The sequence below is a fragment of the Variovorax sp. Root411 genome (assembly GCF_001425205.1).
GTDB lineage: Bacteria > Pseudomonadota > Gammaproteobacteria > Burkholderiales > Burkholderiaceae_C > Variovorax.
In genome coordinates this window covers 159559-173300 of the sequence record NZ_LMDW01000003.1, presented here as the reverse complement: position 1 = coordinate 173300, position 13742 = coordinate 159559, and the positions used below count along the sequence as shown (strand labels likewise).

Here is a 13742-nt window from a genome sequence, read left to right as displayed (position 1 = left end):
CCAGGCCAGCGCGAAAGACGCAGTCACGACAGATTGATCAACAACCCGGGGGTCAGTTCTTCATGTCGCCAGGGGGGCAGCTCCTGATGTCGCTTGACAGGGAACAAGGAAGGCGCAACACACCAAACCACCGAGATGTTTGAAGGCTGCTTGCCTCGCGGCAGGTTGTCGGTGCGAAAGCAGCGATGCAGATGCGAGGTATCAAAAGGCGACGGCCAGGGTGTTACTAGCACCCCAGCCGTCTAACCAAGTTCGTGCAACACCTTGGAAGGACCGCACAAAAATGGCTACCAAGACTATAGCCCGGCCTCGCTCGCCGGTAGCTTCCGAAGAAAACGCCCAAGACCCGGCGGATCTTCTCGAAAACACCCTCACTCAACTCGAAGCTCTCCTATGGGTCTGCCATGGGGAAGACATCGATTGGTGCAGCGGAGATGGGCCTCGGCAACTGAACAACCTGCTGTGGCTTGCGGCTGAGATGGCTCGCAAGGCTGGGGAGTTGTTTCAGGTGAGTGAGAAGGCGCGGCGTGGGGCGCCTGAGACTGCCGGTTAGCGGCTGGTCTGCGGGCTGCGGGTTTCGCGGCCCGCCTGGGGAACGGGGGCTTTGAGATGGAACGACTGAAGCATTCGTGATGGAGAGAATTCGGCTTGGTTGAGGTTGCTTGTGGGGTAGGTCTCAGTGGCAGCTATGTATCCCAGCTGATCGTCGACCAACAATGCGAGCACCCGCTTTGCAGCGATCGCGGTCTGTCGGGCGTCTGCATTTGACATCCGCTTCTTGCCGATAAACTGCCCTTCACCGCAGCTGCTCCAACTACCAGCGGGAAGAAAAGCTGGCCACAAAAGCCGGGGCAATTCAGTTCGCCCCATGCTGTTAGCCTTACATGGTCGGCAGGGCCTCTGCCACGCCAACTCCGGCCATCGTGCCTAATTTTAGAAGTGAATTCACCATGACCAGCCCGCTATACAACGCCTCTGTTCCCGTCATGCAGCAGATGCTGCGCGCTATGTCCGACGTGCTCAAGAAGGCCGAAGACCACGCGACGCAAAAAAATATCGATCCAAATGCCCTGCTGCAGGCGCGGCTGTCCCCCGACATGTTTCCGCTGGTACGTCAGGTACAAATCGCCGCAGACTTCTCCAAGGGCATTGCCTCCCGCCTGGCTGGTGCCGAGGTGCCGTCCTGGCCCGACACTGAGGTCAGCTTCGCCGACCTGCAAGCGTTGATCGCCAAAGCTTTGGCCCATATCGGCTCCTTCAAGTCTGAGCAATTTGATTCAAGCGAGAGCCGCGAGATCGTATTGCGCCCCGGCACTCCAAAGGAAAGGAAGCTGACCGCCAGCGCATATCTTCTGCACTATGGACTGCCGCAGTTTTTCTTCCACGTGACCACCACCTATGCCATCTTGCGTCACAACGGTATCGAGATCGGTAAGCGCGACTACATGGGTGCCTACTAACCCAAGGCACACAAGAGTTCAGCCACTCTGGCCACTGCCGCTCGATAGCAACCAGAGCCTCCATCGCTGCGCGATTTCATCTCGCTGTGGATGGAGGCTTTGTCTACCCTGATTTGCTTGGCGCCTGGTCAAAACTGACCAGATGTCTCCTGCGTTAGTCTGTGAGTCACACAGTCGACCCGTTGCGGGCGTTCGATGTTGCTTTGCTGATGGCGGCTATGCAGCGGGAGCGGTCTTCCTCGGCAGGTCGCCAGGTTCACGCTCCGGGGCAAGAAGCCGCCATCCGCATGCCCGTCGCCGTGCCGGTAGCGATGACCGTTGTCGGGAGTGAAGCTGCCGGCCAAGCGGCCTGGCGGCCTCTCACCACGTCATTCCACCGCGGCTGTCTGCTGCTCGACGGCTCGAACGGGTGATCGCGACCCGAAGCGGAAATTAGCCCACCATGATTCAACTGTCATCAGTTGCGAGAGCAATCTCCCTGCCTTTCCTCACTCAGCAGGAGCTTCGGCATGATGACAGTGAAGCGGCTTTGCCGCCCCGGCCTAGTCAGGTCTCTTTTTTTAGCTCCAGCAAGAGTGGCAATCTGAGCCCTGAGGGAGGCTCCTACTCGTCGCCGTACTCAAACTTCCGAACGGCAATGGACTCGTCTGCACGACGACGCTCACTCTCACTCATAGCCTGGAGCTCATTGACGTACTTAGCAGCAAACGTGCGGACGCGTTCGTCGGTGTCCTGAAGCCAGTCAAGGACCTCGCTTCGCTTCTTGTCGTAGGCCTCTGCCATCCCGTACTCGCCCGACACCACACCCGTGCTCATCAGCGCGATCTCTACCTCGTTGATGAGTGGGCTGCTTCGAGGCAATCGCTTTATGAGTTCCTTCGCAACAGGCTGGATGAAAGCCTCTCCGCCGTAAGCACGTAACACGCCAGCAACAAATTCAAGACCCTTTTCCCCGCCATCTCGAACGAGGCGAACAAGTTCTGCTTGGAAGTCCTCAGAGAGCTGCGGAAAGATGGCCTGCAGCAGCTTTGCCCCCCTGAACTCAAAGAGCGACTCATCAGTCAAGTAGCGGTCCAGGACCTCTGCGACAACCGCCTTCGGGTCCTTGGAAAGGCTGTCCTGTAGTGTGTGGAACTGGTACGGCAGCTCTTCGTAGTCGTAGCCCGCCTTTTCAGCAACTGCGGCGACAGCTGCGTTGGGGTCATAGAGTCGGTCGCATAGATACTCAACAACCAAACTAGGCTCTCGCTCGGCAATAGCTGCCAGTACGTCCTCGGCCTGGTAGTCAATCTGTGGCAAAAGACGCAGGTTCTTCAGCACCTCACGGCGCTCATCAGGAGAGAACTCGCCAACCATCTCCGTCGCCTCTTTCCTGTACCAAATCTCTCGAACCCAGCCCGCATCCCCAAGCTCGGTCAAGCGCGGCAAGGCACGCAGGAAGAGCGTCTTCAGGTCTGCCTTCCAGGCTCCCGAATCGGGCCTACCGACGGCCACCGTTGCAACTTGGCGGATAACGAAAACGTCGTGAAGGCGGGTCGCCTTTTCGAGAATCTTCTCGAGGATGTCAAAGTCAACATCCTTAGTCGACAGGAAGACCTTTGCGCAGGCGCTCAGGAACGACGTCTCCTTCTCTGAAGCCTCATCTATCCACCTTGTCATCAGAGGGAGGAGCTGCGGCTTCCTGTCTCCGTCCCAGACACCCCGAAGCAAAGGTATAAGGAACCGAGACAGTGGATCGGCATGCTTGGTGAGCAACTCAAGGCCGAAGTCGGGGTACGACGCCGCAATCTCGGCAAGGAACTCATAGAAGACAGGAAACGTGGCCAGGTCGTTGGACTCGGTCTGAGCGAACCTCAAGATTCGAGCGCGCCACACCTCGAAGCCATCGGCTGGAACCTGTGCCGCCAAGACCTTTGACTGCTTCACCCTGGAATCCTGCGCACCGAGCGTGAAGGACTCGTCTTTGCGGTCCTTCGTCCAATCGCCGAATATCCCTTCGAAGCCAACGAGAGTCTTGTAGACACCGTACTCTGCGTTGGCGTCAATGATCGCCTTAACCTCAAGCGCAACCGCCTTCACCTCCGCCGATGAAGTGTGGAAATGAATCCAGTAGCTGTCATGCTCGATCTTCTGAATGATCTGCAGGTCGTCCTCCTCATTAGCGACGTCGCCAAAGAATCGCAGGACCTCCTGAGCGTTCGCAGAAATCATCTCCGCAAAATCTTTGTCGACAGCGCCCCTGCCATCACCACGAGCTGCCGTGTTCATCGCCCTGATGACAGACAGCTTCTGCGACTTCGTCTCGACCAGCCGATATAGCTTCTTCACCAACGCGATGCATCGCGTGCGGACGGCTACAACACCCTTGTGAGCAGGGGCTACTGCTTGGGACAACGTCACACCGGTAGACGACCACTTCGTCGATTCCATGGATGTCGACAGAAGGCCCTCTACAAGGGTCAGCACGCCACGCAGGTGTTGCTTCAAGTACTCGTCACCCTTAGTTTCCAGGGTCTCAATGACCAGGATCTGGGGCGCTGAGCCGATGCCTTTGGCTGCTCCGTCGCCGAAGTACACCGAGATGCTGTACTTGGCCACGGCGCCCAAATCTGAAAAAGCCGCTTTGCGCACCGACTCTTCTTCGTGCGTCGATGCCCACAGCAGACTGTCGACAACAGCTGGTGTCTCCAGGTACCGCAATGCGTTGATTAGGTCGATGGCTTTGGCCATCAACCTGTGAGCGTTGCGATATTTGGACAGCGCCGCTAGCTGCTCCCCGTGCTCGTCTGAATAGACCAACAAGCGGGTTTCAACCGTGCGAAGAAAGGCGTCCGCGGCGGCTACTACCTCATTGCTGCGCCGAAATCCCACTGTGAGCAGCACATCGAGACTGAACTCAAGGGCTTCGTAGTCGACGCCGTCTGCGAGGCTGGCGATTGCCTGCTCGCATGCGCGTTTGATCGCCTCATCAGCGGCCGGCGTGGTTGATTGAGCCAAGCGCTCAAGGACTTTGATGCGGGTAGAGGACTCCACCACTTCAGCCTCCGAAGCCCGTGAGTTCAATCATTTCAGCCTCAGCCTGCTGCACAGCCTTTTCAAGCAGCTCACCCTTGACGGCCAGGTAGTTGTGACCGGTGTCTCGTGTCAGGCCAGCCAACGCCAAACGTTCCAGCGCGTTGCGCGCCGCGTCTGCGGTGGCGCCGGACTGCACGAGCAGGTCGATGGCCTGCTGCTTACCTGCCCGCTCCAAAAATCCGACGAACCCAAGGGCCTTGATGTCCAGAAGGCTCAGGTGCCTTGTACGAGCTGTCAGCAAAGCCTCCAGCTCGCCGGGCTGGACTTCTGGCTGCGGCAACACCTCTGCAGCCGGCACCGGCAGAACTGGCGCGGCGCGCTCAATTCTCATGTACGCCTGGACTATGGGATGGTCTCCCATCAGCACGTCAGTAGTGCGCATCGAAGCGAGGTCCGCAAATCGAGCCTTTAGGGCATCGACAACCGGCGACACGCCATTCGCCTCGGTAGTTCTGAATGCAGTCAGATTCAGCTCCTTGGCCACGGCTTCCTTGGCAAGGTTGGGGGCGAGCACACCATTTTCGAAAAAACCAACCTCATCGCGAGTCACAAACATCACTTCGGAACCCGGGGGCAGCGTCAGCACGCTTTCCCAAATGAGGCAATCCTTGTAACCGTGGTCGGACTTCGACGTCGGCCGCCGGCCCTCCATGGAGCGGTCGGACGCGGCAAGTTTGAGCGCATCCGTCGTGGGCACGACATGGATGACGTCCTCAAGCTGATCCAAGATCTCACGGGCCTGAGCGTCTCCAAACTGCGTTTTTGGCAGCAACCCGAATAGGTCGAACCCGCAAAGCGTTTTCAACCTATCGACCTCTTTCACCATCTTCTGCAAGGCCTCGTCGCCAGCGATGGTGAATTGCTTGATGTACTCGATACGCAGGATCTCGGGCACCAAGAGCTTTGCCTTCTTGGCGCGGAGCATGTCAATGAGAAGCGGCCCACCTTTCTTGCGAAAAAGGTGGGCATCACGCGCGCCCACATTGGTGTCGCACAAGACAAAAAGTTGCCCGTCGTCTGCCATAGCCATCCAGCTGGAAATTGCACCCAGATTCTAAGGTGGCAGCCCCATTCAGCTGGGGTGATGGCCAACCATCGGCCGTACTCGTCCATGGGTCACGTCGGCTGGATCATTGGCGTCGCGGCTATTCGACCGGCGCATGGACAGCGCCTTGATCCGCCGCGCCGAAGGGCGATGCGACTGTCGCGTTGGCAAGTGCGGACGTTCGCGTCAGCGCGACGGTTGCGCCGTGGCTGAGCGACCGTTTGATCAGGTGAAGCTGCCGGCCGGAGCCAGCGGTGCTCAATGACCGGTGCCCGTCGATGCTAACGCTCATGCCTCGGCACGCGTATAACCCAGATCAGTCTGAAGCGAACATCGAACGCAGTCATATACCAAAGTCGACCGCAGCCGACACCGGCCCTTCGGAGTTCTGCTTCTCCAGCGCCCGTCTCTCACGCAAGCTCAGTGGTACGCCCCCCCCCACGTCCATCTGCAATCCGCCACAGCGGTCGAACCGCCAACCTCACAGCCGCACTCATCGTGCGCAGGGCATCGGGTGCTCCCCGCAGCGAAATAAAGGAGGAGGCCGCAGGCCGGGGGACATTCGCGGAGGGGAGTACCCGGTGCCCTGCGCACACGCCCCGAAGGCGCCCCACAAGCCAGTCCGCATCTGGCTGCTGCTGGTGGCGAATGCAGTGAAGGCAATTGCCGCGCGCAAGAAGCAGGCACCGCAGTTTGCTGCGGGCGCATCAGCCGCGGTAGCGGCTCGGGTTAGCGCCCGCCATTTTCTTCATCAACCGCCGCAGCGCCGTGGCGTCCTGGTAACCCACGGCGCCGGCCACCTGCTCGACCGTCATGCGGCTGGATTCGAGCAGCGCGCGGGCGCGCCGCAGCCGCACGCCTTGTACCAGCGCCTGCGTGCTCTTGCCGGTGGCTTTCTCGATGTGACGCGACAGCGTGCGCTGCGACATGCAGAACTCGCGCGCCAGCTCGCTCACGGAGGGTGCGTCGGGCAGCGCCGACTCGACCCGTGCGGTGAGCCGCGTCACCAGCTCGTTGCCGTTGGCCAGCATCTCCGTCACGATGAACGGCGACTGTGCCTGGCGGCCATCGATGAGCAGCATGCGCGAGACCAGATCGGTGAGCGCGCTGCCGCAACGCTCGCGCAACAGGTGCAGCATCAGGTCGGTCTGCGCGAACGCGGCGCCAGCCGTGACCACCGGCCCGTCGGAACACACCATGCGGTCGACATCGACAGTGCAGCCCGGCGCCATCTGCTTGAGCAGCGCCGCGTACCACCATGAGGTCGTCGCGCGGCGCCCCTGAAGCAGGCCCGCGGCATTCAGCAGGAACACGGCCGAGCATGAAGCCGCGGCCTGCCCGCCGGCCTTGGCGTGGCGCTCGAGGCCTGCAATGGCCTTGGCGGCATCGGCGCTCCGCAGGCACTGGCGAATCTCGCCGGGCGTGTTGAGACCGAGCCCCGGTACCACCCACGTCGAGCGGTCGTCGCGCGGCCGCAGCGGCAGGCGCATGGTGTCCAGGGTCATGCCGGCCTGCAGCCGGACGGGGCCGCCACGCACCGAACACAGCCGCCAACGCGGCGGCGCGACGCCAGCGCGGCCCGCCACGGCCCGCGCGGCGCCGAGGATGTCCAGCGTGGCCGCGACGCTGGAGGGAAAAGCTCCTGGCAGCACCAGGATCGTGAAGTCGTGCATGCCGCAAGCCTGTCTGATAAAGCCCGAAAACAGTCAAAAAGGACACTGGTCATTCTGGCGATGCAGACAGCCCAATACAAGCCTCATCCGCTTTGCCGCACGCCCATGACTCCGATCCGCTCCACGCACGTCGACGACCCGCTCGACGACTTCACCCCACGCCAGATCGCCCTCGATGGCATCGAAAAGAAGGTCTACGTCATGGGCCGGGGCCCCGCCGTGATCGTGATGACCGAGATGCCCGGCATCAGCCCGCACGTCGCGCGCTTCGCACGCTGGGTGCGCGGCGCGGGCTTCACCGTCTACATGCCCTCGCTGTTCGGCCGAGACGGCGCGGTGCCCGGGGCCGAGGAAGGCGTTGCGGTGTTCAAGCGGGCCTGCGTCAGCGCCGAGTTCCGGGCCTTCGCATCGAACGCTTCGAGCCCGGTGACGCAGTGGCTGCGCGCGCTCGCGCGGCTGGCGCACGAGGAATGCGGCGGGCCCGGCGTGGGCGCGATCGGCATGTGCTTCACCGGCAACTTCGCGCTCTCGATGATGATGGAGCCCGCCATGCTCGCACCGGTGGTGTGCCAGCCTTCGCTGCCGATGGACGAGCCGGCCGGCATGAACGTGGCGGCCGACGAACTGGCGGCCGTGCGCGAGCGCCTGGAACGCGAAGACCTGACCGTGATGGCCTATCGCTTCGACGGTGACCGGTTCTGCAAGGCCGAGCGCTTCGCGGCGTTCTCGCAGGCACTGGGCGAACGCTTCGTTGCACGCGTGCTGCCCGACAGCGCCGCCAACCCCGACACGCCGCCCTTCTTCGCGCAGGTGGTGGCCAGCCCGCACAGCGTGGTGACCGCGCACCTGATCGACGAAGCCGGCCAGCCGACGCTGGCGGCGCGCGACGAGATCCTGGCGTTCTTTGCGCAGCGGTTGCTCGACGACCCACGCTGACCGGCGCTCGCGCTCTGGCAGACTTGCCCGGCAGGGCGCACCGTTCGCGCTCGCCGAGGAACCTTGTCATGCAAACCACGCCATCCACCGACGCCACGGTGCACACGCTCATCATCGACACCGACCCTGGCGCCGATGACGTGATCGCGCTGCTGTTCGCGATGGCGGCGCCCGAGCGGCTGCGCATCGAGGCGCTGACGACGGTGGCCGGCAACGTGCCGCTGGCCAAGACCTCGCGCAACGCACGGCTGGCATGCGAATGGGCCGGGCGGCCGGAGATCCCGGTGTACGCGGGCGCCGAGCGGCCCCTGCAGCGCACGCCGATCTACGCGGCCAACATCCACGGCAAGGAAGGCCTCACGGGCGTCGATGTGTACGAGCCCGCCGTGCCGCTGGCCGATGGCCATGCGGTCGACTACCTGGTGCGCACGCTGCGCGCCGCGCCCGAGAAGAGCGTGACGCTCGCGATGCTCGGCCCGCAGACCAACCTTGCGCTGGCGCTCGAGCAAGCCCCCGACATCGTGCGCGGCCTGCGCGAGCTGGTGCTCATGGCCGGCGCGCATTTCAACGGCGGCAACATCACGCCGGTGGCCGAGTTCAACGTGTTCGCCGATCCGCATGCGGCCGAGGCGGTGCTGCTGAAGAGCGGCGTGCCCATCACCATGCTGCCGCTGGACGTGACGCACAAGATCCTCACGAGCGACGAACGCATCGCGCGACTGCGCGGCCTCGGCAACCGGGCGGGCGCAATCGTCGCGGACATCCTCGACGCCTACGCACCCCAGGAGATGAAGCACTACGACATGCCGGGCGGCCCGGTGCACGACGCCACGGTCACGGCCTACCTGCTTCGGCCCTCGCTCTTCAAGGGCAGGCGCATCCACGTAGAGGTCGACAGCCGCGAAGGCATGGGCTTCGGGCAAACGGTGGCCGACTGGTACGGCAGCCTGCACCGCACGCCCAACGTGAACTGGATCGTCGATGGCGATGCGCAGGGCTTCTTCGACCTGCTGACGGAGCACATCGCACGGCTGCCCTGAGCCTTCTGGTGTCGCATTTCGCGCCGCCTTTCCCGCTCTTCATCGCAATCCAGTGGCAGCCGCGCAGCGGCGCGGCCACCATGCGGACTCCATCGACACCGTCCAGGAGATCCACGATGCGCACCGTTTTCCGCCAGGTCCTGCTGCTTGCCTCGGGCTTGCTGCTGTCGTTCCAGCTCATGGCCGCCGAAGCCGGCTGGCGCCAATTGAGCCTTCCGGGCGCGGCGCCGGACGCCGCGCCCGTCGTGGTCGCGCTCTACTACCCGACACAGGCCGCCGCCCGCGCCATTCCCATGGGGCCGTTCACGGTCCGCGTGGCCATCCAGGCGCCACCCGAGGGGCGCTTCAAGGGCCTGATCGTGTTGAGCCATGGTGTCGGCGGCACCGAACTGGGCCACACCAGCCTGGCCGAAGCGCTCGCGCGGGACGGCTACCTGGTCGCGGCGCTGCGCCATCCGGGCGACAACTGGCAGGACGGCGCACTGCTGCATCAAGGCGCGGCGGCCTACTTCACGCAACGGCCGCAGCAGATCTCCCACGTGATCGACGTGCTGTTGCAAGACCCGATGTGGAAGGACCGGATCGCTGTCGACGCGCAAGGCCCCCGCATCGGCGCACTGGGTCATTCGGCCGGCGGCTACACGGTGCTGGCGCTCGCGGGCGGGCAGGCCGACCTGTCGCGCATCGCCAGCCACTGCGCGAGCGAGCGCACCGCCGACCCGATTTTTTGCGGCGTCGGCCGTAACGCTGGAGCGCCGACCGGCACAGTGGCGGCCCCGGCATCGCCGCTGCTGCCTTCACTACGCGACCCTCGGGTACGCGCGGTCGTGGCGATGGCTCCGGCCGGCGTTCCCTTCACGGCCGCTTCGCTCGCGGACATCCGCGTGCCCACGCGGATCTACGAGGCGCAGCAGGATCGCTTCCTCGTTCCGCGCTTCCATGCCGAATGGGTCGCGCAGAACATGCCGGGCGCCGAACTCCAGCGGATTCCCGACGCCTGGCACTTCGCCTTCATGGACACCCCCTCGAGCGCGATCCCGACGGACGACGGGGACGTTCGGGCCGATCCGCCAGGCTTCGACCGCAAGGCGCTGCTGGAGCGGCTGGGCAGCGAGATTCCGGCGTTCTTCGACAAGGTGTTTGCGGCGAGCCCTGGCACGAAATAGATCGCGTGCACAGGGCCCACCGCCAATGAAAAAGGGGCCGCGCTCTTGAAGCGCGGCCCCTTTTGCCTGAACCCGGCAGCGGCTTGTCAGTGCTGCAGGATCTTGTTGAGGAAGTCCTTGGTGCGCGGCTGGCGGTTCTCCGGGTGGTTGAAGAACTCGTCCTTCGGGCAGTCTTCCAGGATCCTGCCGCCCACGTCGATGAAGATCACGCGGCTCGCGACCTTGCGGGCGAAGGCCATTTCGTGCGTGACCACCATCATGGTCATGCCTTCCTTGGCCAGGCTCACCATCACGTCGAGCACTTCGCCGACCATCTCGGGGTCGAGCGCCGAGGTGGGTTCGTCGAACAGCATCACGATCGGGTCCATCGACAGCGCACGGGCAATCGCCACACGCTGCTGCTGGCCGCCCGACAGCTGGCCCGGGAACTTGTCCTTGTGCGCCATCAGGCCCACGCGGTCGAGCATCTTCAGGCCGCGGGTCTTGGCTTCGTCGGGCGTGCGGCCCAGCACCTTGATCTGCGCGATCGTGAGGTTCTCGGTCACCGACAGGTGCGGGAACAGCTCGAAGTGCTGGAACACCATGCCGACCTTGGAGCGCAGCTTGGGCAGGTTGGTCTTGGGGTCGTGCAGCGGGATGCCGTTGACGGTGATCTCGCCCTTCTGGAAGGGCTCGAGCGCGTTCACGGTCTTGATGAGGGTGGACTTGCCCGAGCCCGAGGGCCCGCACACCACCACCACGTCGCCCTTGGAGATGTTCACGTTGCAGTCGTTGAGCACCTGCACCGGGCCATACCACTTCGATACGTTCTTGATTTCAATCATTTTTTCGGACATTTCTTTCTCTCCGGTTCAGCCACTCGGTCAGCGAATGATGGCGATCTTCTTGTGCAGGCGTTTCACCAGCCAAGACAGGGCATAGCACATGACGAAGTACACGACGGCCGCGAGCAGGTACGCCTCGATCGGACGGCCGAAGTTCTTGCCCGCGGTCTCGAAGCCCTTGAGCATGTCGTAGGCGCCGATGGCATAGACCAGCGAGGTGTCCTGGAACAGGATGATGGTCTGCGTGAGCAGCACCGGCAGCATGTTGCGGAAGGCCTGCGGCAGCACCACCAGGCGCATGTTCTGGCCGTAGGTCATGCCCACCGCCTGCCCCGCGTTCACCTGGCCGCGCGGGATCGACTGGATGCCCGCGCGCATGATCTCGCTGAAGTACGCTGCCTCGAACGCGACGAAGGTGATCACGGCCGAGATTTCGGAGCGGTAGTTGGAACCGACCGAACCGAACAGCGAATAGAACGATGCCGGCACCAGCAGGAAGAACCACAGGATCACCATCACCAGCGGGATGCTTCGCATGCCGTTGACGTACAGCGCCGCGGGCGCATCGAGCCACTTCTTGCCCGACAGGCGCATGAGCGCCAGCAGGGTGCCGAAGATCACGCCGCCGATGGTGGCCACTATCGTCAGCATGATGCTGAAGTAGAAGCCCTTGACGACGAAGTTGCTGATGACGTCCCAGTTGTAGAACGACAGGTCGAGATTCATCATGTCAATGTCCTCCGCCGCCGCTGCTGGCCGAGACGATGAAGCCCGGCACGCGGGTCTTCTTCTCGATGAATGCCATGAGCCGGTTGATGGCCAGGGCCGACACCACGTAGCACGCCGTCACCGCGAGGTAGACCTCGATGCCGCGCGAGGTTTCTTCCTGCGCCTGCATGGCGAACATGGTGAGCTCGGCGACCGACACGGCGAAGGCGACGGACGAGTTCTTGAAGATGTTCATCGTCTCGCTCGTGAGCGGCGGGATGATGATGCGGTAGGCCATCGGCAGGATCACGTAGCGGTAGTACTGCGCGGTGGTGAAGCCCACCGCCATGCCCGCGTAGCGCTGGCCCTTGGGCAGCGCCTGGATGCCCGAGCGCACCTGCTCGGCGATACGCGCCGACGTGAAGAAGCCCAGCGCCAGCACCACGAGGATGAAGCTCGGCACGCCCTTCATCACCGGGATCAGCGCGGGGATGACGTGGTACCAAAGGAAGATCTGCACCAGCAGCGGAATGTTGCGGAACAGCTCCACCCACGCATTGCCCAGCCGCACCAGCCACGGACTGTCGGGCAGCGTGCGGATGATGCCGATCAGCGAGCCCAGCACCAGCGCCACAATGAGCGCCAGCAGCGCGACCGACACCGTCCAGCCCCAGGCCGACAGCATCCATTGCAGGTAGGTCGGATAGTCCCCCCCGGGGTCTTGCAGGAACACCTGCCAATCCCAGTTGCCCATTTGTATTTACTCCTTCTTCACCGTCTCTTCGAAAACCAGTCCCTTGAAAAGAAACGCCCACCGCGAAAGGTGGGCGTCATCACGCAGCGACGCGCCGCTTATTCCTTGGTGACGTAGTCTTCGGCCGGCTTGTCGTTCGGGTTGGCCCAGGCGTTCTTGGTGGCTTCGCCCAGCGGCAGGCCGATGGTCACGCCAGCCGGCGGGATCGGCTTCAGGAACCACTTGTCATAGAGCTTGGCCAGCTCGCCCGACTTGGCCTGTGCCTTGATGCTGTCGTCCACGGCCTTCTTGAAGGCCGGGTCGTCCTTGCGGATCATGATGCCGATGGGTTCGACGGCCAGCACGTCCGGCAGGATCTTGTAGTCCTTCGGCGACTTCGACTTGGCGGCCAGCGCGGCCAGGATCGAGCCGTCCATCACGAAGGCGTCGGCACGGCCGGTTTCGAGCAGCAGGAAGCTGTCGGAGTGGTCCTTGCCGTAGACCTCCTTGAAGCTCAGGTTCTCGGCGCGCTTTTGCTTGCGCACGGTCTGCAGCGGGGTGGTGCCGGTGGTGGTGGCGACCGTCTTGTCCTTCAGGTCGGCCAGCGAGTTGATGCCCGAGTTGGCCTTGACGACGATCTTGGTTTCCTCGACGTAGGTGGTCACGCCGAAGGCCACGTCCTTCTGGCGCGTGGCGTTGTTGGTGGTCGAGCCGCACTCGATGTCCACGGTGCCGTTCTGCACCAGGGGAATGCGGTTTTGCGAGGTCACGGGCTGGTACTTGACTTCGAGCTTCTTGCCGGTGGCCTTCTCGAGGTCCTTGATGATGTTGGCGCAGACGTCGTAGTGGAAGCCGGTGTACTGGCCATTGCCCAGCGTGTACGACAGGCCCGAGGATTCACGCACGCCTTCGGTGATGGTGCCCGAAGCCTTGATCTTGGCCAGGGTGTCATTGGCCTGAGCGAAGACGCTGCTGGTGGCGAGCGCCGCGATTGCCAATGCCATTGCTTGTTTTTTCATACAGAAAACTCCTGAGGGTGACTGAAACAGATACAACTAAATTCTAGACATTCACATTTTGCG

11 protein-coding genes are annotated in these 13742 nt (G+C 62.9%); 4 read left to right on the top strand and 7 right to left on the bottom strand.

The genetic code is table 11. The features are described 5' to 3' along the window. Positions 1-950 precede the first annotated feature (950 nt). A complete protein-coding gene (locus ASC92_RS08600) occupies positions 951-1460 on the top strand; it encodes a DUF1993 family protein (protein WP_056513294.1) in 510 nt (169 codons plus the stop codon). Positions 1461-2063: 603 nt separating this feature from the next. Here the strand turns inward: ASC92_RS08600 and ASC92_RS08595 are convergent. The 3 genes from ASC92_RS08595 to ASC92_RS08585 all read right to left on the bottom strand — a co-directional run bounded on the left by ASC92_RS08595 (position 2064) and on the right by ASC92_RS08585 (position 7253). Beyond that, positions 2064-4493, bottom strand: a complete 2430-nt coding sequence (locus ASC92_RS08595) for a hypothetical protein (protein ID WP_157609007.1) — start codon at positions 4491-4493, stop codon at positions 2064-2066. A 4-nt stretch (positions 4494-4497) separates the two neighbouring features. Then, positions 4498-5565 carry a PIN domain-containing protein gene (locus tag ASC92_RS08590; RefSeq protein ID WP_162245710.1) on the bottom strand — a complete coding sequence of 356 codons (1068 nt, stop codon included), beginning with the start codon at positions 5563-5565 and terminating at the stop codon, positions 4498-4500. A 722-nt stretch (positions 5566-6287) separates the two neighbouring features. Then, on the bottom strand, positions 6288-7253 hold the full coding sequence (locus ASC92_RS08585) for a GlxA family transcriptional regulator (RefSeq protein WP_056513287.1): 966 nt from the start codon (positions 7251-7253) through the stop codon (positions 6288-6290). Between the two features lie 105 nt (positions 7254-7358). Here ASC92_RS08585 and ASC92_RS08580 point away from each other — a divergent pair, with 105 nt between their 5' ends. The 3 genes from ASC92_RS08580 (at position 7359) to ASC92_RS08570 (ending at position 10395) form a co-directional block, all read left to right on the top strand. Further along, entirely contained in the window at positions 7359-8189 is an 831-nt protein-coding gene (locus ASC92_RS08580) for a dienelactone hydrolase family protein (protein ID WP_056513285.1), read from the top strand. A gap of 68 nt (positions 8190-8257) precedes the next feature. Then, on the top strand, positions 8258-9229 hold the full coding sequence (locus ASC92_RS08575; RefSeq protein WP_056513281.1) for a nucleoside hydrolase: 972 nt from the start codon (positions 8258-8260) through the stop codon (positions 9227-9229). A 116-nt stretch (positions 9230-9345) separates the two neighbouring features. Next, positions 9346-10395 carry an alpha/beta hydrolase family protein gene (locus tag ASC92_RS08570; RefSeq protein WP_056513279.1) on the top strand — a complete coding sequence of 350 codons (1050 nt, stop codon included), beginning with the start codon at positions 9346-9348 and terminating at the stop codon, positions 10393-10395. A gap of 86 nt (positions 10396-10481) precedes the next feature. Here the strand turns inward: ASC92_RS08570 and ASC92_RS08565 are convergent, their stop codons facing one another. The 4 genes from ASC92_RS08565 to ASC92_RS08550 form a co-directional block, all read right to left on the bottom strand. After that, the gene (locus ASC92_RS08565; protein WP_056513337.1) at positions 10482-11219 is read right to left on the bottom strand and encodes an amino acid ABC transporter ATP-binding protein; all 738 of its coding nucleotides are present in this window, start codon (positions 11217-11219) and stop codon (positions 10482-10484) included. Positions 11220-11258: 39 nt separating this feature from the next. After that, the gene (locus ASC92_RS08560) at positions 11259-11948 is read right to left on the bottom strand and encodes an amino acid ABC transporter permease (RefSeq protein ID WP_007838246.1); all 690 of its coding nucleotides are present in this window, start codon (positions 11946-11948) and stop codon (positions 11259-11261) included. Between the two features lies 1 nt (position 11949). Next, positions 11950-12681: an amino acid ABC transporter permease gene (locus ASC92_RS08555; RefSeq protein WP_056513276.1), complete on the bottom strand. Its 732-nt coding sequence runs from the start codon at positions 12679-12681 to the stop codon at positions 11950-11952. 98 nt (positions 12682-12779) lie between these two features. Then, positions 12780-13679 carry an amino acid ABC transporter substrate-binding protein gene (locus tag ASC92_RS08550; RefSeq protein WP_056513273.1) on the bottom strand — a complete coding sequence of 300 codons (900 nt, stop codon included), beginning with the start codon at positions 13677-13679 and terminating at the stop codon, positions 12780-12782. Positions 13680-13742: the final 63 nt, after the last annotated feature.

Coding starts and splice junctions, on each gene's coding strand:
- ASC92_RS08590 (WP_162245710.1), bottom strand. CDS start 5,565: ATGGCTATGGCAGACGACGGGCAACTTTTTGTCTTGTGCGACACCAAT.
- ASC92_RS08560 (WP_007838246.1), bottom strand. CDS start 11,948: ATGATGAATCTCGACCTGTCGTTCTACAACTGGGACGTCATCAGCAAC.
- ASC92_RS08575 (WP_056513281.1), top strand. CDS start 8,258: ATGCAAACCACGCCATCCACCGACGCCACGGTGCACACGCTCATCATC.
- ASC92_RS08580 (WP_056513285.1), top strand. CDS start 7,359: ATGACTCCGATCCGCTCCACGCACGTCGACGACCCGCTCGACGACTTC.
- ASC92_RS08585 (WP_056513287.1), bottom strand. CDS start 7,253: ATGCACGACTTCACGATCCTGGTGCTGCCAGGAGCTTTTCCCTCCAGC.
- ASC92_RS08565 (WP_056513337.1), bottom strand. CDS start 11,219: ATGATTGAAATCAAGAACGTATCGAAGTGGTATGGCCCGGTGCAGGTG.
- ASC92_RS08600 (WP_056513294.1), top strand. CDS start 951: ATGACCAGCCCGCTATACAACGCCTCTGTTCCCGTCATGCAGCAGATG.
- ASC92_RS08550 (WP_056513273.1), bottom strand. CDS start 13,679: ATGAAAAAACAAGCAATGGCATTGGCAATCGCGGCGCTCGCCACCAGC.
- ASC92_RS08555 (WP_056513276.1), bottom strand. CDS start 12,681: ATGGGCAACTGGGATTGGCAGGTGTTCCTGCAAGACCCCGGGGGGGAC.
- ASC92_RS08570 (WP_056513279.1), top strand. CDS start 9,346: ATGCGCACCGTTTTCCGCCAGGTCCTGCTGCTTGCCTCGGGCTTGCTG.